We start from the raw sequence: 19577 nt of genomic DNA, 5'->3' as shown, positions 1-19577 counted from the left end.
GTCCACGCGCTGTGCCGGTCTACGCGCTGTGCCGGCAGCCCTGGCGTCGGGGGGTGTGCGCCAGAGCTGCCGGGGACTGTGGCGCACGATCAGATGCTGAGGCCCTTGCCGCGCAGCCATGCCATCGGGTCGAGCCCCGACCCGCCCGGCGTGTGGACCTCCAGGTGCAGGTGCGGGCCCGTCACGTTGCCCGTCGCGCCGACGCGGCCGATCGTCTCGCCCGTCGTCACCTTCTGGCCGGCGCTGACCGAGATCGAGGACTGGTGGGCGTACCAGACCTCCGTGCCGTCCTCGAGCTCCAGCACCGTGCGGTAGCCGTAAGAACCGGACCAGCCCGCCGACTTGACGGTGCCGCCGTGCACCGCCTTGACCGGCGTGCCCGTGGGGGCCGCGAAGTCCAGGCCGGTGTGGTAGCCCGAGGACCACATGGAGCCGGACTCGCCGAACGTGGAGGTGATGGTGTACGAGGAGGTGGGCAGGGCGTAGCTCTTGGCGAGCTGGGCCAGCCGCTCGGCCTCTGCCTTCGCCGCCGCGGCCTTCTCGGCCGCGAGCTTCTCGGCCTCGGCCTTGGCCTCCGCCGCGGTCTGCTGCTTCGCGGCCTCCGCCGCGGCCTTCTCTGCCGCGAGCTTCTCCGCGGCCGCCTTCGCCTCGGCGTCGGCCTCCGCCTGCTGCTGCTCGGCCTGCTGGAGAATGCGGGCGCGCAGCGCCTCACCGGCGCCGGCGGCGCTGTCCGGTCCGGCCTCGGCGCCGGAGTCCGAGGCGAGGGTCATCGCCGTGAGCGGGGCCGCGTTCACGTTCCCCGCGTCGGCGTCCGACGCGTCGTCGGACATCAGGGAGCCCACGCCAGGCAGGGACTTGGCTTCAGGCAGGTTGTCCGCGATCGAGTCGGGAAGAGATATGGAGACCGGCGGCTTGTCCTGCGCGGTGGCCATGCCCCCCGCGCCTACCGCGGCGATCACGCCTACGCCGAGCACCGTGGAGCTGCGGGCGAGCCCGCCGCGCTGCTTCATGACACGGTGCCTGCCGCGCACCGGACGGACGGAGTCCTCGGTGGGGTTCCATTCCTCCCATGCCCGCTCCGCCGGTTCGTTGCCGAAGAAGTCAGTTTCCAGGGTTCCGAAGGGAGCTTCGGGGGCAGGCTTGTTGGACGCCACGGAGGCGTGCTCCTTTCCTTCCTTCTCGCCTACCGGGTTAGCTGACGGGTTCGGAGCAGGAAGGTCTCCTACGAGCGCCTCGAACCGCGGAAAGAGCGGCAAAAGGTGCCCGATTCACCCCAATTGGTGGTTCCCCGGTTCCCTTGCGGGATTCGGCGCGTGCGCACGGTGCCGTCTCTTGCGACGACTGGGACAACCGCGCTGCGTTATCGAACGTTAATAGACGCCGGGGCTGTATTCCAAGCTGTTCCGAGTGATCATTAGCGACTTTGACGGGGACTTACCAGGACACAAGCGGCCGGAATCGGGCGACTTGATCGACACCCGGACCGGAACTTTCGTCTGACAGTGCATCAGATGTTATCGGTGGGGTGCGCCTCGACTACGCACGGTGCCGGTCCTGCGGCGGCCCATGGCCGCGCGATGGCCTTCAGTCGCTTCGGTGATCAGAGCCTCCAAGGGCTTTGATCACCGGCACGATCCTGCGGCGGTCCGGCTGCGCCTCGGTGGGGCGGCTGACCGCCAGCAGCGCCATGTCGTCCGTGGTCCCGCCGCCCGTATGCCGTCGTACATCGTCGACGAGCGCGTCCAGCAGCTCCTCCGGCCCGGGAAAGAGCCGGCCCGCGAGCCGCCGGCCGGGGTCGTAGAAGACGCCGCCCTTGTCGCGCGCCTCGGAGAGACCGTCCGTGTAGAGGAGCAGCGTCGCCCCGGGAGGCAGCGGATGCGCCTCCGAGCTGTCCGGCCACGCCCCCAGCTCGCCCATTCCCAGCGGCAGCGCGGCCTGGGTCGGCTCCAGGATGTCCAGGTCCCCGTCGGCGTACAGCACCAGCGGCTCCGGGTGGCCCCGGTTCACCACCCGCACCACGCCCTCGCCGGGCGGGATCTCGGCGAGCACGGCGGTGGTGAACCCCTCGACGGCATCCAGTTCGTCCCGCCGTGTGCCCTCGCGAGCCAGCGCCCGCTCGAGACGCGCGGCGACCCCTTCGAGGGAACTCTCCTGCTCGGCGACCTCCCGGAACGCCCCGAGGACCACTGCCACCGTCTCGACCGCCCCCACCCCCTTGCCCCGTACGTCCCCGACCACCAGCCGCACCCCGAAGGGCGTGTCCTGTACGGCGAAGAGGTCGCCGCCGATGAAGGCGTCCGCCTGCGCCGCCTCGTACCGCGCGGCGATCTGCAGCCCGCCGATCCGGGCGGCGGGGGCGGGCAGCACGGCGCGCTGCGCGGCCTCGGCGATCACCCGGGCGGAGGCGAGGCGCTCACGACCGAGCCGTACGAGGCGATTGATGAGCAGCGCGAGCCCGGCGACCGTGAGCACGGTGAACAGCTCGGTGAACGAGGTGACCTCGGACACGGTCTCGTTGTAGTAGCGAAGACCGAGCACGGACAGGGTCGCCGCGATGCCGGTCAGCAGTGTGGCGATCCAGGAGGAGAAGGGCGCGGCGATCAGCGGGGCGGCCGCGAAGAACGGCACGGCCGTGAATCTGGGCGGGGTGAAGTAGTCGAAGACAAGACCGCCGACGATCATCAGCGTGGGGAGCACACGGACGACGCGAGGAGCGCTGTAGCCGCCGTCCTGCTGTCGGTGCACCACCTGACATCTCCTGCCCGTCCGCCTGGCTGCGGACGGTACCGCGCCCTTCCCAGGCTGGCTGTAGCCGCGCCGGGGGGCGACTCACCATCGGCCAACCGGACGACGCGGGCGTGAGCGAGGGAGACGTGGGAGACAAGTGAGGAGATACGACAGTGGCCCGGCACTCTTGTCGAGTGCCGGGCCACTGCCTTCAGTAGCGGGGACAGGATTTGAACCTGCGACCTCTGGGTTATGAGCCCAGCGAGCTACCGAGCTGCTCCACCCCGCGTCGGTAAACACAACCTTACGCCATCCGGAGCAAGATCAACTCCATTTAGTGCGTGAGCCTGTTCTGACGCCCCTCCGAAGGCCCTCCGGAGGGGCGTCGCCCACGGCTGGGCGCAACGCGCTGCTTCAGCGGCGGCGCAGGCGGAGTGCGGTGAGCGCGCCGCCCGCCGCGATCAGGGCCGCGGCGGCGATCGCCGCGTACCAGGTGGAGCTGGAGGCTCCGGTGCTGGCGAGGGCGCCGGTGGTGGTGACGGAGTCGTTCGCGGCAGCCGCGGCCGAGGTCGTGGCGGAGGCCGACGGGGTCCCGGACGGCGTCGCGGACGCGGTCGGGGAGGGCGAGGCGGACGCGGTCGGGGAGGGGGCCACGGTCGGCTTGCCGCTCGGGTCAGTGCCGCGCTCGGGGGCGACCGTGATCTTGGCCTCGGCCTCCAGGAACGGCATCGTGTTCCCCTCGGTCAGCGACGTCGTCGCCCGCAGCGTGAGCTTGACCGGCTTCTGGATGCCCTTGAAGTCGATGACGCGCACGCGAAGGATGTAGCGGTGCAGCTTCCCCTTCTCGGTGAAGTAACTCTTGGGGAGGTCGGCCAGCTGCCACCTGTCCAGGCCGGGCACCTTCGGGGCCCTGACCAGCTTGCCGTCGCCGAGCCACTCCTCGATCACCAGCTCCGGAACCTCACCGTCGGCGTCGGGCTCCGGAGCGATCTCCAGGGTGGTCGCCAGGTCGGTGTCGAAGGTCCCCTCGCCTTTGAGCTGGTGGAACAGGTCGACGTTGCCCCACAGACCGGGCTTGATGGGCTCGTTCTCGTCGGTTCGGAGCCACATGGAGGCGGGTGCGGCGTTGATCTTCGGGCTGGTCTCGAAGGCGACGGTGTCGTCCTTCTCGTACTTCGCGTTCCCGGCCAGGTCGGCGGCGACGAGCCTCAGGTTGCCGTTGTTGGACGGGTAGTTCTTGCCGAGGCCGATGGACACCTTCCAGCTCAGCTCGCCCTTGGCGGGCACGGAGAAGGGGGCGTTCCTGCCCTGCTGAGCCGGGTGGAAGTGGCCCTGCGCGCCGATGCCCTGCTGCCCGACGAACTCGTCGGTCGCCGGGGCGTTCACCGGCTGCACGTCGAATACCAGGTGCGAGGCCGCGAAGGGGCTCGCGCCGTCCGTCTCGCCGACCAGCCACGGCTGGAAGTCCACCGGCTTGTCCGCGGAGTTCTTCACCGTGAAGGAGAAGGTCTCACTCGCCCCGCCACGGGTCAGCGGCCCGCCCGGCGCGGGGGCGCCCAGCTCGATGGTGAGCGGCTTGCCGGAGCCCGCCGGGGTGGCGTGGGCCGCGGCGGTGAGCGGGACAAGGGTGGCGCCGGCGGTGGCGGCGACGGTGATCGCGGCTGCGGCGGCTAGGCGAGCGGACATGGTGGACTCCCCCCAAGGAATCGACTAGGGGCCGGACTTCCGCTGGATGGGCGGTAGCCGGCCGTACCAAAGAGCAGCGCGGCAGAGCGCCGCGACAGGCGGTGAAGCGAGATGAGAGATCGCCGTCCGTCCGGGCCTCTTCGGTCCTCGCGGGCCTCTTCGGTCCCGCTCGATCCTTTTCGGTCCTTATCGGTCCCGGCTTGCGGCGATGTGCTCATCTTCACCGCTCAAGATCGGGCGGACAATGCCCGTACTGTCACCACTTCGCAACAGCGTCCACCGGGCGAAATCCCGCCGCTGACCTGGGGGTTGGCTCCGGTCCGGACGCGACTCGCGCTGGGCCGCGAGCTGCGTCGGCCATGAGCTGCGTCGGCCGCGAGCTGCGCCGACCGCGTCAGGGCCGCAGCCGGGCCGCCCGCATCTGGAGGTAGCGCGTCTCCGGGACGCTGAGGGTGCGCCGGGCCGCCAACTGGTAAGCGGCACGTGCGCCTTCGGCGTCCCCCGCCTTCTCCAGCAGGTGCGCGCGTACGGCGTCGAGCCGGTGGTGGCCCGCCAACCGGTCCTCCAGCTTGGCGACTTCGGCGAGCCCGGCCTCGGGCCCGTGCACCATGGCGACGGCCACGGCCCGGCCGAGTTCGGCCATCGGCTCGGGAGCGAGGCGTACGAGAAGGTCGTACAGGCCGAGGATCTGCGGCCAGTCCGTGTCGTCGGCGCGCGCCGCCTCGTCATGCAGCGCCGCGATCGCCGCCTGCAGCTGGTAGGCGCCGGCCGGCCCCTCGGACAGGGCCTCCTCCACCAGCGCGGTGCCCTCCGCGATCGAATCCTGGTCCCAGCGGGCGCGGTCCTGCTCGTCGAGCGGAATCAGCTCGCCGTGCGGGCCGGTGCGCGCCGCGCTGCGGGCGTCGGTGAGCAGCATCAGCGCCAGCAGCCCGGCCACCGCACCCTCCTTCGGCAGCAGCCGGCGTACGGCCCGGGTCAGCCGGATCGCTTCGCCGGCGAGGTCGGCACGGTGCAGATCGCTGCCGGAAGTGGCCGTATAGCCCTCGTTGAAGATCAGGTAGAGCACCTGGAGCACCACGGCGAGCCGCCGATCGCGGTCCGCGGGCCCCGGCTGGCGAAAAGGCACGCCCTTGATCTTCTGCTTGGCCCTGCTGATCCGCTGCGCCATCGTCGCCTCGGGCACCAGATGCGCGCGGGCGATCTCGGCGGTGGTGAGACCGCCGACGGCCCGCAGGGTGAGCGCGACCTGCGCGGCCGGGGTGAGTTCGGGGTGGCAGCACAGAAAGAGCAGGGTGAGGGTGTCGTCCTCGGAGGGGGCGCGGCTCTCACCGGGCGCAGGCGCCGTGAACGCGTCCCGGGGGGTCAGCGCCGCGACCGTCTCCTCGCGTCTGCGCCGGGCCTCCTCGCTGCGCAGCTGCTCCGTGAGACGACGGGACGCGACCTTGATCAGCCAGCCGCGGGGATTGTCGGGCAGACCCTGCTCAGGCCACTGCTGCGCGGCGGCGAGCAGCGCCTCCTGTACGGAGTCCTCGGCCGCGCCGAAGTGCCCGTACCGCCGTACCAGCGCACCGAGGACCTGCGGCGCGTGCAGGCGCAGCAGGTCCTCGACCTCTGTCGTACGTCTAACAGCCATCGCCTCCGCCGTCCAGGATGGGCCGGATGACCACGGGGTAGTCGGGGGCCCCCTCGGGAATCGGGCACTGCGCGACGCGGGCGGCGATCTCGGTGACCCGCTCCAGGCTCTCGCAGTCGAGCACCCAGTACCCGGCGAGCAGCTCCTTGGTCTCTCCGTACGGACCGTCGGTGATCACGGGCCGTCCGTCCTTGTCCACGGTGACGTAACGCGTCAGGGCCGGCTCGGCCAGCCCCTGCCCGTCCACGAGCTCGCCGGACTCGGAGAGGTCGTTGTTGACCTCTCCCATGAAGGCGAACATCGCCTGCAGGTCCTTCTCGCTCCAGGCCGGGCTCTGGGCGGACGCCGTGCCGCGCATCGCTTCGTAGTCGGCCTGAGAGCCCTGGACCATCACCAGATACTTCATGACGTCGCTCCTTCGGATGCGTAGCCACCCCTTGTGGGCAACTCTCACAGGGGACGTCGCAGCCGATGACGGATTCTCGACAGTGCGCGGAGAATTTTTTGAACCACTCGTCGGAACCACGGAGAGCGGGGAGCGGGGAGGGGGGAGCGGCAGGGGCAGGCTCCGGCCCACGCGGCGCCCCCGACCGGTGAAGTCCCGTCGGGACGCCGCGTATCAGCTCCGCGGGCGTCACCTCAGCCCTGCTCTTCCTCAGCCCTGCTGCTCCTCCTCAGCCTCCATGAGCCGGATTCCTTGATGTGTCAGCGTGACCATCGAGGGCGTATTGCCCGTCGCCCAGTCGACCGCGATCAGCCCCTCGCCCACCAGATACGTGCAGGCCGCGGCCAGGTCCTCCTCATGGACACCGAGGTCGTCGCGCAACCGCGCCCCGGTGACACCCAGAAGGCGGTTGCCCTCGGTGGCTTCGTACAGGGCCTTCATGACCTGGTTCCGGTAAGTCTTCCGCTCGCGCAGTGTTGCCATGACTGCCTGCCGTCCTCTCGTGCTCGGCATGGGTGCAGGAGTCCTGCTGCGTCAGGCGTCGTCCGTCTGCGCAGGGTCGTCGCCCGCTGACCGGCTGGCCGCAAGCCACGACCGCGCGGGCTCGGCGGCATGCGTGGTGTCCACGGTGAGGTGGAGTCTGGTTCCACCCTCACGGCCGGCGGGGTAACTGCGCTGTTCGGTGGCTGCGAAGCAGCGCCGGAGAACCTCTGCGACCTGACGGGCCGCCCCGGGGGACGCGGCGAGGATACGGACTTCGGCGCGCCCGTCGGCAGGCACTCGTTCCGCGGAGGTCATCCGCGGCCTCCGTCGTGCTGGTCGCGGTGGGTGCCGGCCTCGGGCGTTCCGGCGGGCCCGGTGGCCCGTCGGCGGCGCCTCGGCCTCCGGCGGCCCAGCCCCGGGATGGCTTCGCCAAAACGGAACGAGGCGATCCGTTCCTCGTGCTGGGCATTCAACTGGTGGATCAGCAAGGCTCCCATGGCGATCATTGCGAGAATCACTGCCACGGTGATGACGGTCTCCACAGTTCTCACATCCCTTGGGCGCAGCACTGGAGGCCGCTCGGGATCCCGAGCTGTGAGACCCCGGCCCCGCCGTCGGTCTCCCATTCCTCTTCCCGGCTGCGGGAATCAGTCGCGCTGCGAGCAGTGGCCTCGTCGGCCATCAGACGGCCGGCGGTGCACAGACTTCCAGGGGTGGCCGCGGCGGCCATGAGCCGCGCTGCGGAAGCCGCGTCGGTTTCCGGCGGAATCACCAACAGGTCCCAGCGGCCGACGGTGTAGGAAAGCAGGATCACTTTGTGCGGGTCCTGCTCGTCCCTGAACCACCCCACGTGCAGCATGCGCCCGGCGACCGGCACCTTGCGCGGGACCACGGGCCAATGGGTCGGATTCACCGTGACACGCGTGATCCTGCCCCAGAGTCCGTCCAGCGCGTCCGTCAGTGCGGGGAGTTCGCGGGAGAGGTCGCGGGAGCGAGGCCACCAGGCGCCGTCCAGCAGACCCGGAACCGAGCCCGCCGACGTCAGGGACAAGCGGGCCCCTGGCGAGGGAACCCGCCCGGGGGTTGTCGTACGGTCGATGGTCACGGTCATGGTGCGGACCCGCCCCCGGGCCGTCAATCAGACGGCCCGGTGTTGCTGCTCGCCGAGAACGGCACCCGCAGGGGAGCAGGTACACGAAATGCCCCCGGTCTCTTCACTGTACTCCGGTCCAGGGGCCACAAACATGCGCGCGACCAGGCATTTTCTCCTGATCCCGAGCACCGCGCCGACTCCGGGCTCGGGCTCCGGGCTTGGCTCGGGCTCGGGCTCGGGCTCGGGTCAGAGGTTGCCGCCGGCCCAGGGGTACGGTTGAGCCAAGGAGACTTCCCTGGCACGCAGCCACGCCGACACCGCCATCCCGCATCTGACGACCGGCGGACGAGTCTCAGAACGGCGGAGACGCCATGGCCGACTCCGACATCCCCCGCCTCGCCAAGCTCCTGCCGGACGCCATTTACCATGCCGTGAAACCCGGCACAGCTCTCTTGCGGCTGGAAACGACCCAGGCCCGGGAGGGGACGCTGGACGGCGCGTGGTGGCCGCATTCCCGCAGGATCGACGCCGAGCTGCCCAGTCTTGTCTCCGCGTTGACGGAACACCTCGGCCCCATCACCCGCGTCGGACTGGATGCGAGCGCCTGGGAGGGACTCCCGACGCGTCTGACGATCGACGGCCGGATCGTACACATCGACTCGTTCCCCGAGGGTGACGACACCGTCCTCATCACCCGAGGCGACCGGGATCACTTCTCATTGCTGGTGGTGCCGCCGCAGGCAACACGCGATGCGGCGCGCGCCGCGATGGCCAGAGCCGTGCAGGCACACAACACCGCCGAGGCCGAACAGATCCTGATCGACACCGGCGCCGGCGCGGCCCACTCGCGTCCCGGGCCGTCCGCTCGCGCATGAGGCCCGCGCATCGAACTCGTATGCCCCACCCGTCCGCGATTCGCACGAATGCTCGGCCTTTGGCAGGGAAGATGACCGATAACGGCGCGATCACCGGGACTACGTGTGGTCAGCCGTCCATTGGCAGGAGAAGTCAGATGCTGGCATTCGCGGCGGCCGCGCTCTTCGTCATCGCCTTCATCATTCACGTAACCGAGACGTCGACCGAGGCGATCTTCAGCCCGACGAGCCTCATGCTTGTGGGGCTTGCCCTTCTCGCCCTTCACTTGGGGGGCGCGGGGTCCGGATTGTCCGCCAGGGGCCGCGGCCGCCGGCGCTGAGCGAGGCGACGACTTCGGGGCTCGATATCGCTCCAGCACCGGAATCACGTTCCCGCGGATGTGTGCGGCGATGCCGGTGATGCTCCGTCATGGGAAGCCGCCCCCACGGGCGTTCCGCTGTCTCATGCCGGGTCGGCCGCCTGCGGCCGCTTTCGCACGACCCCAAGTACCGTACGGCGCACGGGATATGTGCTCTCGCGTGTTGTGGTCAACGGCCGTCGACGGTCAGCCATAGTCCGGACTCGGGCGTCCCACCCACGCACCGCCCCCTGCACCGCTCAGGCACGCGCCGCTCCGCCGTGACCACCACGGGACCCACGCGCTACCGAGGCCGGGAGGGAAAGGGGGGATGGCTGCGCGGGGCGCACCTGCCTGATAGCCGGAATCGGGCGGGCAATGTGATTATGGGGATAGTTCGGCATGGCTACGGAAGGGCACTTTCGTGATCGACGGGAATAGCGGCACCGGCTACGAGCGCATACGGCTGGACCGCAGGGGCCAGGCCGAGGCCTTCGACGCCATTGGCGACCGCTACGACGAGGCCTTCCCGCACAAGGAGGGTCAGATTTCCGCAGGTGAATGGCTGACCGCGTCCCTGCCTGCCGGATCCCGGGTGCTGGACCTGGGCTGCGGCACCGGGTTGCCGACCGCGCGCCAGATGACGGACGCCGGGTACGAGGTTGTCGGCGTCGACCTGTCCGACGGGATGGTGAAACTCGCCCGGGAGTACGTCCCCGGCGCGACCTTCCACCAGCTGGACATCGCCGATCTGCGGCCCGGTGGCCCCGTGGACCTGGGCCGCTTCGACGCGGTCGCGGCCTTCTTCTCACTGCTGATGCTCCCGCGCGCCGAGATCCCACTCGCGCTGCGGACCGTCCACCACCTGCTGGTTCCAGGCGGCCTGTTCATCCTGTCGATGGTGGAGGCCGACGTGGACGACTTCTCCATCCCGTTCCTCGGAAACACCATCCGAGTGTCCGGCTACCTGCGTGAGGACCTGCAGAAGGTCATCGAGGAGGGGGACTTCGAAATCATCAAGGAGTCCTCCTACACCTATGCCCCGGCGATCACCGACGTGCCGCCAGAGGAACAGCTCTTCCTCTGCTGCAGGCGACGCGGCTGAGAACGCGCCATCCGTCTGCCGCGGACCGCGGCGCCAACCCCCGAACGGGACGAAACGCGTGACGGAGCACCGTACCCCCGAAGAAAGCCCCGCCGGGCCGCCCGCCGAGGTCGCCCGGCCCGGCGTTCCCGTGGGGCAGGTGGGAGGTACCGCGCCCGTGGACCCCCGGGTCACCCGGTCACCCCGGCCGCCCCCGCCGCGCCGACGCCTTGCCGACAACGCGTCCGGACCGCCGCGGAAGGGCCCGGTCGCCCCGGTCGGCGACACGGGGCGAACCGCGTCGGGCACCGTAAGTCCCGACATGGAACATTCCCGGGTCGAGGCGGCCCGCGACGCCGGGCCGCAGACCGCCGCCGGACCCCAGACCGCCGCCGGACCGGAGACCGCCGCCGGACCGCAGACGGACCGGCTTCGATACCTCGACGTGGCTACCCGGCAGATCGCCCGCGGGATGGACCTGGACGAGACGCTCCGGGAGCTGCGCCGGGCAGCCGTCCCCGCGTTCGCCGACGCGATAGTCATCCATCTCCACAATCCACTGCCGGTCGGGGACGAGAAGTCGGCCACGCCCTTTGTCCTGCAGCTGCACAGCATCGACATCGCGCCGGAGGCTCAGAACGCCGACTGGTCCCGGATGCCCGTGCTGGGCAGCCTTCTCACCTGCCCGGATGTGACCGAGCTCGCGGAGCTGCTGTGGGCCGGGCGGCCGACGTTCGGCGACGAGCCCGGAATCGCGCCCGCGGTGGCCGAGTTGCTGGGGCCGACAGCGAGTGTGCCGGGGACGCTGCCGCCGGGCCGAAGGTTGATCATCGCCCCGTTGCAGGGCCGCCACCGCGTCCTGGGCACCGTCGTCCTCCTGCGCCGGCCCGACCGGCCCGCCTTCACCGGTGACGACCTGCTCGTCGCCTCCCAGCTCGCGACGCACACCGCTCTCGGCGTCCAGAAGGCGGTGATGTACGGACACGAGGCCTCCGTCACGGACACACTGCAACGCACCATGCTCCCGTCGTCGCTGCCCGAGCCCACCGGCGTCCGGCTGGCCAGCCGGTACCTGCCCGCCTCGAAGACCGCCCAGGTCGGCGGCGACTGGTACGACGCGATCCCCCTCCCCGGCAGCCGCGTCGCACTGATCGTCGGCGATGTCATGGGCCATTCCATGACCTCCGCCGCGATCATGGGTCAGCTGCGCACCATCGTGCAGACCCTCGCCGGGCTCGACCTGCCCCCGGACGAGGTCCTGCACCACCTCGACGAGCAGGCCCAGCGCCTCGGCAGCGAGCACATAGCCACCTGCCTCTACGCGATCTACGACCCGATATCGCACCGGCTGCTGGTGGCGAACGCCGGCCATCCGCCCGCGGTTCTCCTGCACCCGGACGGTCACGGGGAGGTGCTGCGCGTCCCGCCGGGCGCGCCGATCGGTGTCGGCGGCGTCGCCTTCGAATCGGTGGAGATGCCCGCGCCCAGAGGAGCGACCCTGCTGCTGTACACGGACGGCCTCGTCGAGTCCCGCGGCACAGACGTGTGGACAGGGATCGAGTCGCTGCGCGCCGGCCTCCAGGCCTCGGCCCATGGGCTCGTCTCCGCGCCGCTGGAAGTGTTGTGCGACCGGGTGTTGGACACCTTGGGCCCGGGCGACCGGGACGACGACATCGCGCTGCTCACCGCCCGGTTCGACGGCTTCCCTCCGGACAGCGTCGCGTACTGGTTCCTGGAACCCCATCCGCTGACGGCGGGCCGGGCCCGCCGGCTGACCCGCAGAGCACTGCGCCGCTGGGGCCTGGACTCCGTGCTCGATTCGACGGAACTCCTGGTCAGCGAGGTCGTGACGAACGCCGTACGCTTCGCCTCGCGGCCCGTCGCGCTGCGGCTGCTCCGCACCGACGTGCTCCGCTGCGAGGTGGCCGACGACTCGCCGCAGGTGCCCAGGATGCGGCACGCCGCGCCGGGCGACGAGGGCGGCCGCGGTCTGTTCCTGGTCGACCAGATCGCGCGGCGCTGGGGCGCGAGGAGGCTGAGCACCGGCAAGGTCGTCTGGTTCGAGCAGCAGATCCCCGAGGAACTTCGCGGGGGCCGCCCGGAAGCGCCGTAACACCAGCCAGGAGTCGGTCCCGCCCGCCCTGAGGCGAACCTCGGAATTCCCAGTCCGTACAAGGCAGTTGCCGGGCGCATTGGTGCGTCCAAGGTCAGTCCAGTGGCGTCGACAGATGCGCTGCGGCGACGCGTCGATGCGCGCGCCAAGGTCGAAATCGGCGGCTGTGAGCTTGTGGCCCGCGTCGTGCGTCGTGACGAACCCGCTGAGAAGGCGCGCGGCCGACTACGTACACCCCACTGAGCCTCGCCCCGACCGGACGACTCCGGCCAGGAAACCCCGGCCGGGGCGGACTGCAAGGACAGAACACATCCACGAGAGAGGACACCACTCATGGGCACACTCAGCAATGGTCGCGGGACGGTCTCGTTCGAGAACTCGCACGCCCCCGGGCTGGACTGGCGCAAGGCAGGGCGGACCGACCTCGACCCGATCGTGAAGGACTGCGTGATTCTGGCCGCGGCGCCGGACGCCAAGGACCACCCGCACGACCGCATCCCGGACGGCACTCGCATGGTGGCGATCTCCGACGACAAGGACACGGACAGCCCGGTTCTGTTCATGAGCCGGGTGGAGATCAGCAAGTTCTTCGACGGGGTGCTCGCGGGGGAATTCGACCACCTCCGGGCGAGCGAGGAGGAGTTGAAGGCTGCTCTGGAGCTCGCCTCGACTGTCTGATCACGGACGCGAGCCAGGTTGTTCAGGCACACCCCGAAGGGCCGTCTCTCAGATAGCGTGCCTGCCACCGCCTAGCCTTCAATGCCCCGGTCTGTCTGCGTCCCCCGTCGCGGACAGGCCGGGGCCCTTTCGTATCTTGATCGTTTGCCGATCGGGCCGGCAATCGACCCGGGCGCCCCGCAAACAAGATCAGCCCCAAGCCAAAGAGTCTCTGACGGCCAGCCGCTCAACGACGCCCTGCGCGCCGTCGGCCTGTTGAAGCAGGGCAAGGGCGACGAGGAAGGCCCCAAGGTCACCTGCATCATGGGGCCGCTCCGAGAAGGCAACGGCTGGGCCGTCGTGTTCGACCTGTCCCGCGGCGGCAAGACCGCAGCGGACGTCCTCGCCAAGCGCACAGCCATCGCGGCCGAGCTCGGCGTCGACGAAATCCAGGTGATTATGTCCCGCGTCCGCGCCCACGGCGGCGGACACGCAGGACGCGTCTCCATGTGGGTGGCCGACGACGACCCCTACCTCGCTCCGCCCGTCCCGTCGCCCCTCGAAGGGATGGACACGTTCTCCATCTGGGACGCCGTCCCCTTCGGCCAGGACGCCCGCGGCAACCGCGTCTCGGTACCCGTCGTCTGGCAGTCCATGTTCTTCGGCGGACTCCCCCGGCGCGGCAAGACATTCACCCAGCGGCTCCTCACCGCAGCCGGCCTCCCTACGCCGCCCACGCGGCCACCGGCATCAAGCCGGGCACGATCCGCCAGTGGCTCCGCCGCGGCCGCCTCACCCACCACGGCCGTGACCACGCTGACCGAGCCCTCATCGACCTGCACGAACTCCAGCCTCATGTAACCGCTGCACTCAGGGCCTGTTCAGCGTGCCCGCATACCGCTGACCAGGAACCATGAAGGCCCCGACCAATCCCCTCAAGTCGGGGCCTTCGCCGTGGCTGCTAGCTACGTTCCCGCCTGGCGGGTGCCCTCGGTGTCAGCCCCCTCGCGCTCCGCCGCGCCCTGGCTTTGATACTGCCGAACCTGTGCACGAAAACGACGCTGGTTCTGGCTCCAGGGCAGCAACACTCGAAGACCAGGCGACATCGCAATCAGCAGGCGTACCAATGGCGAAACGGCCACCCACGTGAAACCCACCGCGAGGGCTCGACTACACCACAATGCGGTCTCGGGCTCCGGCCCTGGGTTCTCTGCGGCAAGCCACAGGATTGACTTACTCTCCGCGGCGAAGAGAGCAAGGCACGCAATGGCAGCTGACAAGACGTACAGCAGGACCAGGATCTGCCTCCAAACACCACGCCGCTCGTACCTGATCGAGCGCCTCACTTCATCAACCTCGGCGCGAGTTGGTTCAGAGCCGTCCCGATACAGCGCCGCAATCATCTCGCTGTGGCGACGCAAGCCTCATACACTTCGCGGACGCTGGCTCTTGAGTTCGTGATCTCGACAGCGGCCACCAAGAGAACCACTGGGGCAACCGCCGCGACGGTTGCCGCATACGTCTCGCTCATCCATCGCGCCAGTGTGAAGGCGAGGGCGAGACTCCACTGGCGAACCAGCAAAGGGCCCACTCTCAAATCGCGGATGCCCGATGATGTCCCCCTCATCACGCAACGTCCTGGGGGGACCATGCGCACCACAACCACCGCGGCACTCGCTGCCGCACTGCTCCTGGGCCTCACCGCCTGCGGCAGCGACCCCGAGCCCCCGCACGTAGCCGCGTGCAAGACCGCCATGGAGAAGCAATTCGCCGACGCCCCGGAGGCTGGCGTGGACCCACGCGAAGCCGACCCGCCGGCAGCCTGTGCTGGCGTCGCCAACGAGACCCTCGCCCGTCTGACCGAAGAACTCATCGACGCCGAGAGGTGAACGCCCGTGGCCGGCACGACGCGGTTCGGCCGCACCTCCGTGTGAACGTCGCGCATAGTTCAGGCGCTGATCTCTCGCAATCCGGGTGATGTCCCCCTCATCACGCAACGTCCTTGGGGGGACAATGCGCACTCGCACCGCGGCCGCCATCGCCGCCATGCTCCTGATCGCGCTCACCGGCTGTAGCGGGAGCGACGCCAAGCCGAAAGCCGAGCCGAGCGCCAAGGCTCCGAGCGCCACCACAGCCAAACCCGCCCCCACCCTCACGCAGGTCGGCCCCCTGGCCTTCGGCAAGTCGCTCAACGTCCCTGACAGCGAAGACGGAACGCTCGGTACGGCCACCGTCCTGGGCTACGAGCAGGGCGCCATGAAGGCAGCCACCACAGCCGACGAGGAGTTCGGCACCACCGGCTACGTCTGGGCCGTCCTCGAGCTGAAGGTCTGCAGCATCAAGGGCAGCGTCGGGATCACGCGCTACCCGTGGGTGCTCGCCTACGCCGACGGGTCGCGCATCGAACCCAGCGGCACGACCTACGGCGACTTTCCCAAGCCTGAGTATCCGCACGAGGCGAGGATCAAAGAGGGCGACTGTGTACGCGGGAAGACGGTGTACGCCGTACCCGGCAAGCAGCGGCCCGAGCGCGTGCTCTACACCACCGAGCTGTTCACCACGCCGCCGGAGTGGGCCGTCCCCAAGGCGTAGCCCGGAAGGTGAGCGCCCGTGGCCAGCAACCCGCGCAACGGGCGCCCCTACCGCCGCCTCGTCGCCGCGGTGAAAGCACTGGGCGAGCCGTGCGCCCGCTGCGGCCACAACATCGACCCCAACTCGACCCGCGGCACCCGATGTCGTTCACCCTCGACCACGCGGTCCCGCTGTCCAAGGGCGGGAGCCTCCTCGACCCGGCCAACGCCCGCAGCATGCACAGGCGATGCAACAGCGCCCGGAGTCTTCGGTCGAGCTCTGCTTCAACGGCCACTCGACTCTGCCCTGCCCGCTGTGCCATGGCGTCATAGCCAAGGACGGCGTCGTGCACCTGGTGGGCAACGGGCGTGCGAACCATGCAGGCCTGGGCGACGACGACGTACTGCGCCGCGGTCGTCGAGGACGACCGGGAGAAGGAAGCCGACCGCCGCGCGAACGACCGCCGCCTCATCTTCACCGCCCTGATCGCCCCGGTCATCATGCTCGCCGTCACCATCTACCTGGCGTCACAGGGGGTGCAGTCGTAGTGAGTCCCACTGCACGCCGTCGGCGGAGCAATCTCGTGTTCGTCGTCGCCGCGGCCGTCGGCGTCGCCGGGTTCCTGTGGATCGTCCTCACCTTGCAGTCCCTGGCGTCAGACCTGCGCACGGCGAATCAGGCGCGCGACGCGCTGGCCCGGCAGGTGCAGCAGCTGGGCGGCCCGCCTGTCGCCGGAGAGCCCGGCAGCCGCGGTGAGCCTGGCCTCGCTGGGGAGCCTGGCGAGAAGGGCGACAGGGGCGAGCCGGGGCCGATCGGCCCGACTGGTCCTGTCGGCCCGTCCGGTGCGCCTGGCGATAACGGCCTCAGTGTGACCGGTTCACCAGGTGCGCCAGGCACGGATGGTGACACCGTGGTCGGCCCGCAGGAGCCAGCCGGTGAACCCGGGCCGGCTGGTCCTCGGGGCGAGCAGGGCCCGCCTGGTGCCGACGGCCGCGACGGCGCCGACGGTACGGAGGTCAGTCGTGCCCCGAGGGCTACTCCTGGCAGACGCCGAACTACGACCCCGACGCGAAGGTCTGCCGCAAGGACGGGGCTCCCCCGCCCGACGACCCAGGCCTGCTGTCCTCGGCCGCCCTGGATCCGAGCCGCCGCCAGTACCCGTAACGGAATGCGTGACGAAATACGTGACGCAACGCGCCCTCTCTCACCTTCGGGTGGGAGGGGGCGCATTCGTGCGTCTGAACTCAGGCGTCGGAGTGCTCGATGCCGATCTCATAGGCGATCTCCCACCGGACGTCGGCGACCGTGATGTCCGCCGTCTCAACCGGCCGTCCTTCGACGTCGTAGTACGTCCGCTCAATCTCCGTGATCAGGTCGCCGACCGAGATGCCGAGAAGGTTCGCCTGCTCCTGCGTGGCGCGGGCTGGCCGTGGCACCTCGACGGCCGTCTCGATGACGACACCGATCGACCGCATCCGCTCCACCACACCAGCGCCGGCGTGCGGGCCCATCTCCGGCAGCACGACCGGCGTGCCGTCCGTGACGGCCATCGGCTCCCACGACTCGGACAGCTGGACGGGCTGCCCGTCGGCGAGGAACTCGTACCGGGTGACGACGCACAGGTCCCCGGGCTCGATGGCCAGGCGCTCGGCGATGTGGTCGGGTGCTGGGGCGCGAGCCTCGCTGCGGGACTCCCACGTACCAGCGCGGCCCTGCTCCTTCATGTCCGCGCGAAACGGGCTGCCGCCGCGGCGCTCCCGGTGCCGGGAGCGGACCATTCGCAGGCGCTCGCGCGGCCGGCGGACGTAGGTGCCGGACCCTGCCCGGCCTTCGAGGAGGCCCTCGATGATGAGCCGTTCCATGGCGCGTTGGGCGACGCTCTGGCCGACTCCGTACTCCTCTGCGAACCGGGCCCGGGACGGCAGCTTTTCGCCCACTGCCCACTCGCCAGATTTGATGCGGGCGCGCAGAGCGTCGGCCACCTGCAAGTACGGGGTTTCACGAGGCATTTGGGCGGCTCCGGGGTCTTACGTCGACATTGACAAAGCTAACCCATCAGGTCGAAGCTGAATACTCAGCATCACACCGAGTGATCGCCCGCTGACAGGGGAGAGCTGTGCGCGCTGTGCAGAATCAGGCTGCCGCACTCGCCGGCATGCTCGCCGCCGCGACCGGCAGCGAGCCGCGCACCGAGGAAACCGACCGCGGCATCCGCGTCGAGGCCGACCTCCCCGAACCCCTCAGCTCCACGGCCCGGACTGCGGTCCTCACTGCCCTCGCCTCTGCTGACCGCTACGGGCACGCCAGGACTGACGAAAGCGCCACGGTGTGGGCCGAGATCGATAGAGAGGCAGAGCAGTGACCCAGGCTGGGGAACGCATCCGCGCGTTCGTCTACGACCGGCACGCCACTATGTCCACCTTCATACTCGACATCCGCCTCGACCGGTGCCGCGCCTACGCCGAGTCTCGCGACTGGGAGATTGCGGGTATCTGGCTCGACGTCGGCGACGACGCGCTCGGCGGCCATCGCCCCCAGTTCGATGCACTGTGCGTGGCCATGGACCGAGCTCACGGACCCATCGTCTGCCTGGTCGACGACTGGGACCGGCTCACCCGCGACGCCTCGCAGAGCTCGGCCATGCGCCACCGCATCGGCCAGACCGGCGGCCACACCGTCACAGCCGAAGGCGACAGCGACGCGCCCGCGGAGAAAGCACGCGGTCGCCTGTGCACACCCCACTGAGCCCCCGTCCCGACCGGAGCACCTCGCCAGGAAACCCGGCCGGGACGGGTCCATTACCCACCCACCTACACGTAGAGGGGAGGCATCATGCAGTGTTCCAAATGCGGCCAGCAGATGACAAAGAACCAAGACGGTTGGTACATCTGCTACGCCTGCGGCAACAGCCAGCCGGGCTAGCGGGGAGGGTCCATGGAATGCCCGCAGTGCGCAACGCGCCTGGCCCCGGCCGGCAACGACTGGTACCAGTGCTACGCCTGCGGCTACGAGATAAGCGGCGACGCGCACCAGCTGTACGCAGAGCTGGTCGAGCAGTTCGAGTCCGATCCCGGCAAGTTCTTCGCTGGTGTCGAGCAACGACTGTCCGAACTCCGGGCTCTTGAGCCTGCGTGGCAGCGCACCCCATGAACACCGTCGGCGGCCGATGCTGGGCCGCCGCCGACGGGCCCCCGGCCCCGGTCTGTCCGCGTCCCCCGTCGGGCAGGCCGGGGCTCTCTGGCCGAAAACTTCGGCCTCGTCGCGACGGACGAGCCGTCCTCCCCCGTAGAGCAGGTGTCGGGGAAATCCCGGCGTCCGAAGCCGCCCCGGCCTGTCTGCGTCCCCCCGTCGCGGACAGGCCGGGGCTCTTTCGTGTATTCGGCGGCCGCCTGCAGCTATTTGCGTTCGCCCGGGCGGAGATCCACTCTGCGCCGCATGAAACTCCACATCATGAGCGGCCCGCACCAGGGGCAGACCATCGACTCGACGGAACACTCCACGGAGTACCGGTGGCCGCACCCCGACCGCCCCGGCGTCGACTGCCGCTACTCGATCAACGACTGGGACGGGCCGATCAACGGTCTTCCTGGTGCGGTGCAGCTGCACTACGTCGGGACATCAGCGCGAAGGTGACTTGATCGCTTGCACTTCGGCCGAGCGTCGGCCGAGCTAATGATCTTCAAGGCCCCTGAAACGCGGCCAGCCCCAGATCAGATGCACTCTGACGTGGGGCTGAGTGGTAGGCCGTGTGGGACTCGAACCCACAACCAACGGATTAAAAGTCCGCTGCTCTGCCAATTGAGCTAACGGCCCTCGGCACAACACCCCCGAGCATAGCCGGACGGAGCCGGTGAGCCGATCGGGTATCGGAT

General features: G+C 69.8%; 24 protein-coding genes, 2 tRNA genes, 1 pseudogene and 1 riboswitch. Of the genes and pseudogenes, 15 read left to right on the top strand and 12 right to left on the bottom strand.

Annotated features, from left to right (window positions below; genetic code table 11):
• Positions 1-89: 89 nt before the first annotated feature.
• From ACFYWY_RS06560 to ACFYWY_RS06515, 10 genes are all read right to left on the bottom strand, one after another.
• A complete protein-coding gene (locus ACFYWY_RS06560) occupies positions 90-1154 on the bottom strand; it encodes a M23 family metallopeptidase (protein ID WP_389180614.1) in 1065 nt (354 codons plus the stop codon).
• An 11-nt stretch (positions 1155-1165) separates the two neighbouring features.
• Positions 1166-1322: riboswitch (cyclic di-AMP (ydaO/yuaA leader) on the bottom strand.
• A gap of 262 nt (positions 1323-1584) precedes the next feature.
• On the bottom strand, positions 1585-2748 hold the full coding sequence (locus tag ACFYWY_RS06555) for a PP2C family protein-serine/threonine phosphatase (protein WP_389180611.1): 1164 nt from the start codon (positions 2746-2748) through the stop codon (positions 1585-1587).
• 194 nt (positions 2749-2942) lie between these two features.
• A tRNA-Met gene (locus ACFYWY_RS06550) sits at positions 2943-3016 on the bottom strand.
• A 125-nt stretch (positions 3017-3141) separates the two neighbouring features.
• Positions 3142-4413, bottom strand: coding sequence for an LPXTG cell wall anchor domain-containing protein (locus ACFYWY_RS06545; protein ID WP_389180608.1), 1272 nt, complete (start codon positions 4411-4413; stop codon positions 3142-3144).
• Between the two features lie 394 nt (positions 4414-4807).
• A complete protein-coding gene (locus ACFYWY_RS06540) occupies positions 4808-6046 on the bottom strand; it encodes an RNA polymerase sigma factor (RefSeq protein ID WP_389180605.1) in 1239 nt (412 codons plus the stop codon).
• The gene (locus ACFYWY_RS06535; protein ID WP_389180602.1) at positions 6036-6452 is read right to left on the bottom strand and encodes a YciI family protein; all 417 of its coding nucleotides are present in this window, start codon (positions 6450-6452) and stop codon (positions 6036-6038) included. The genes ACFYWY_RS06540 and ACFYWY_RS06535 overlap by 11 nt, the downstream gene beginning before the upstream one ends.
• A 249-nt stretch (positions 6453-6701) precedes the next feature.
• Positions 6702-6974, bottom strand: a complete 273-nt coding sequence (locus ACFYWY_RS06530) for a hypothetical protein (protein WP_389180599.1) — start codon at positions 6972-6974, stop codon at positions 6702-6704.
• Positions 6975-7025: 51 nt separating this feature from the next.
• Complete coding sequence (locus tag ACFYWY_RS06525; RefSeq protein WP_389180596.1) at positions 7026-7289, bottom strand: hypothetical protein; 264 nt, start codon at positions 7287-7289, stop codon at positions 7026-7028.
• Positions 7286-7498, bottom strand: a complete 213-nt coding sequence (locus ACFYWY_RS06520) for a hypothetical protein (RefSeq protein ID WP_389180593.1) — start codon at positions 7496-7498, stop codon at positions 7286-7288. The genes ACFYWY_RS06525 and ACFYWY_RS06520 overlap by 4 nt, the downstream gene beginning before the upstream one ends.
• A 23-nt stretch (positions 7499-7521) precedes the next feature.
• Positions 7522-8085, bottom strand: coding sequence for a DUF5994 family protein (locus ACFYWY_RS06515; RefSeq protein ID WP_389180590.1), 564 nt, complete (start codon positions 8083-8085; stop codon positions 7522-7524).
• A gap of 353 nt (positions 8086-8438) precedes the next feature.
• Between ACFYWY_RS06515 and ACFYWY_RS06510 the strand changes: the two genes are divergently transcribed.
• The 11 genes and pseudogenes from ACFYWY_RS06510 (at position 8439) to ACFYWY_RS06460 (ending at position 16253) form a co-directional block, all read left to right on the top strand.
• Positions 8439-8942 (top strand): DUF5994 family protein, encoded by a 504-nt coding sequence (locus ACFYWY_RS06510; RefSeq protein ID WP_389180587.1) that lies wholly within the window; start codon positions 8439-8441, stop codon positions 8940-8942.
• A 137-nt stretch (positions 8943-9079) separates the two neighbouring features.
• Entirely contained in the window at positions 9080-9262 is a 183-nt protein-coding gene (locus ACFYWY_RS06505; protein ID WP_389180584.1) for a hypothetical protein, read from the top strand.
• A gap of 442 nt (positions 9263-9704) precedes the next feature.
• Positions 9705-10385 carry a class I SAM-dependent DNA methyltransferase gene (locus tag ACFYWY_RS06500; RefSeq protein ID WP_389180581.1) on the top strand — a complete coding sequence of 227 codons (681 nt, stop codon included), beginning with the start codon at positions 9705-9707 and terminating at the stop codon, positions 10383-10385.
• 301 nt (positions 10386-10686) lie between these two features.
• Complete coding sequence (locus tag ACFYWY_RS06495; protein WP_389180578.1) at positions 10687-12477, top strand: SpoIIE family protein phosphatase; 1791 nt, start codon at positions 10687-10689, stop codon at positions 12475-12477.
• Between the two features lie 333 nt (positions 12478-12810).
• Positions 12811-13155 (top strand): DUF397 domain-containing protein, encoded by a 345-nt coding sequence (locus ACFYWY_RS06490; protein WP_389180575.1) that lies wholly within the window; start codon positions 12811-12813, stop codon positions 13153-13155.
• Between the two features lie 255 nt (positions 13156-13410).
• Positions 13411-13995 (top strand): hypothetical protein, encoded by a 585-nt coding sequence (locus ACFYWY_RS06485; RefSeq protein WP_389180572.1) that lies wholly within the window; start codon positions 13411-13413, stop codon positions 13993-13995.
• A gap of 788 nt (positions 13996-14783) precedes the next feature.
• Complete coding sequence (locus tag ACFYWY_RS06480; RefSeq protein WP_389180569.1) at positions 14784-15023, top strand: hypothetical protein; 240 nt, start codon at positions 14784-14786, stop codon at positions 15021-15023.
• A 124-nt stretch (positions 15024-15147) separates the two neighbouring features.
• Positions 15148-15726 (top strand): hypothetical protein, encoded by a 579-nt coding sequence (locus ACFYWY_RS06475; RefSeq protein ID WP_389180566.1) that lies wholly within the window; start codon positions 15148-15150, stop codon positions 15724-15726.
• Positions 15727-15866: 140 nt separating this feature from the next.
• Positions 15867-16037 (top strand): HNH endonuclease, encoded by a 171-nt coding sequence (locus ACFYWY_RS06470; RefSeq protein WP_389180563.1) that lies wholly within the window; start codon positions 15867-15869, stop codon positions 16035-16037.
• Positions 15971-16114 (top strand): annotated as a pseudogene (locus ACFYWY_RS06465) (N-acetylmuramoyl-L-alanine amidase); the annotation flags it as partial. The gene ACFYWY_RS06470 and the pseudogene ACFYWY_RS06465, both read left to right, overlap by 67 nt.
• Positions 16074-16253: a hypothetical protein gene (locus tag ACFYWY_RS06460; protein ID WP_389180713.1), complete on the top strand. Its 180-nt coding sequence runs from the start codon at positions 16074-16076 to the stop codon at positions 16251-16253. The pseudogene ACFYWY_RS06465 and the gene ACFYWY_RS06460, both read left to right, overlap by 41 nt.
• 696 nt (positions 16254-16949) lie before the next feature.
• On the opposite strand, the gene ACFYWY_RS06455 is transcribed toward ACFYWY_RS06460, so the two are convergent.
• Positions 16950-17714 (bottom strand): GntR family transcriptional regulator, encoded by a 765-nt coding sequence (locus ACFYWY_RS06455; RefSeq protein ID WP_389180560.1) that lies wholly within the window; start codon positions 17712-17714, stop codon positions 16950-16952.
• Positions 17715-17821: 107 nt separating this feature from the next.
• On the opposite strand from ACFYWY_RS06455, the gene ACFYWY_RS06450 reads away from it, so the two are divergent.
• The 4 genes from ACFYWY_RS06450 to ACFYWY_RS06435 all read left to right on the top strand — a co-directional run bounded on the left by ACFYWY_RS06450 (position 17822) and on the right by ACFYWY_RS06435 (position 19338).
• The gene (locus tag ACFYWY_RS06450; RefSeq protein WP_389180557.1) at positions 17822-18067 is read left to right on the top strand and encodes a hypothetical protein; all 246 of its coding nucleotides are present in this window, start codon (positions 17822-17824) and stop codon (positions 18065-18067) included.
• On the top strand, positions 18064-18450 hold the full coding sequence (locus ACFYWY_RS06445; protein WP_389180554.1) for a recombinase family protein: 387 nt from the start codon (positions 18064-18066) through the stop codon (positions 18448-18450). The genes ACFYWY_RS06450 and ACFYWY_RS06445 overlap by 4 nt, the downstream gene beginning before the upstream one ends.
• Before the next feature lie 189 nt (positions 18451-18639).
• Entirely contained in the window at positions 18640-18855 is a 216-nt protein-coding gene (locus ACFYWY_RS06440; protein WP_389180551.1) for a hypothetical protein, read from the top strand.
• A gap of 285 nt (positions 18856-19140) precedes the next feature.
• Positions 19141-19338, top strand: coding sequence for a hypothetical protein (locus ACFYWY_RS06435; RefSeq protein WP_389180548.1), 198 nt, complete (start codon positions 19141-19143; stop codon positions 19336-19338).
• Positions 19339-19442: 104 nt separating this feature from the next.
• On the opposite strand, the gene ACFYWY_RS06430 is transcribed toward ACFYWY_RS06435, so the two are convergent.
• A tRNA-Lys gene (locus ACFYWY_RS06430) sits at positions 19443-19518 on the bottom strand.
• Positions 19519-19577 lie beyond the last annotated feature (59 nt).

The organism is Streptomyces sp. NPDC002870, assembly GCF_042888505.1.
In the GTDB taxonomy this organism is placed as follows: Bacteria; Actinomycetota; Actinomycetes; order Streptomycetales; family Streptomycetaceae; genus Streptomyces.
This window is presented reverse-complemented; position numbering and strand designations above follow the sequence as displayed.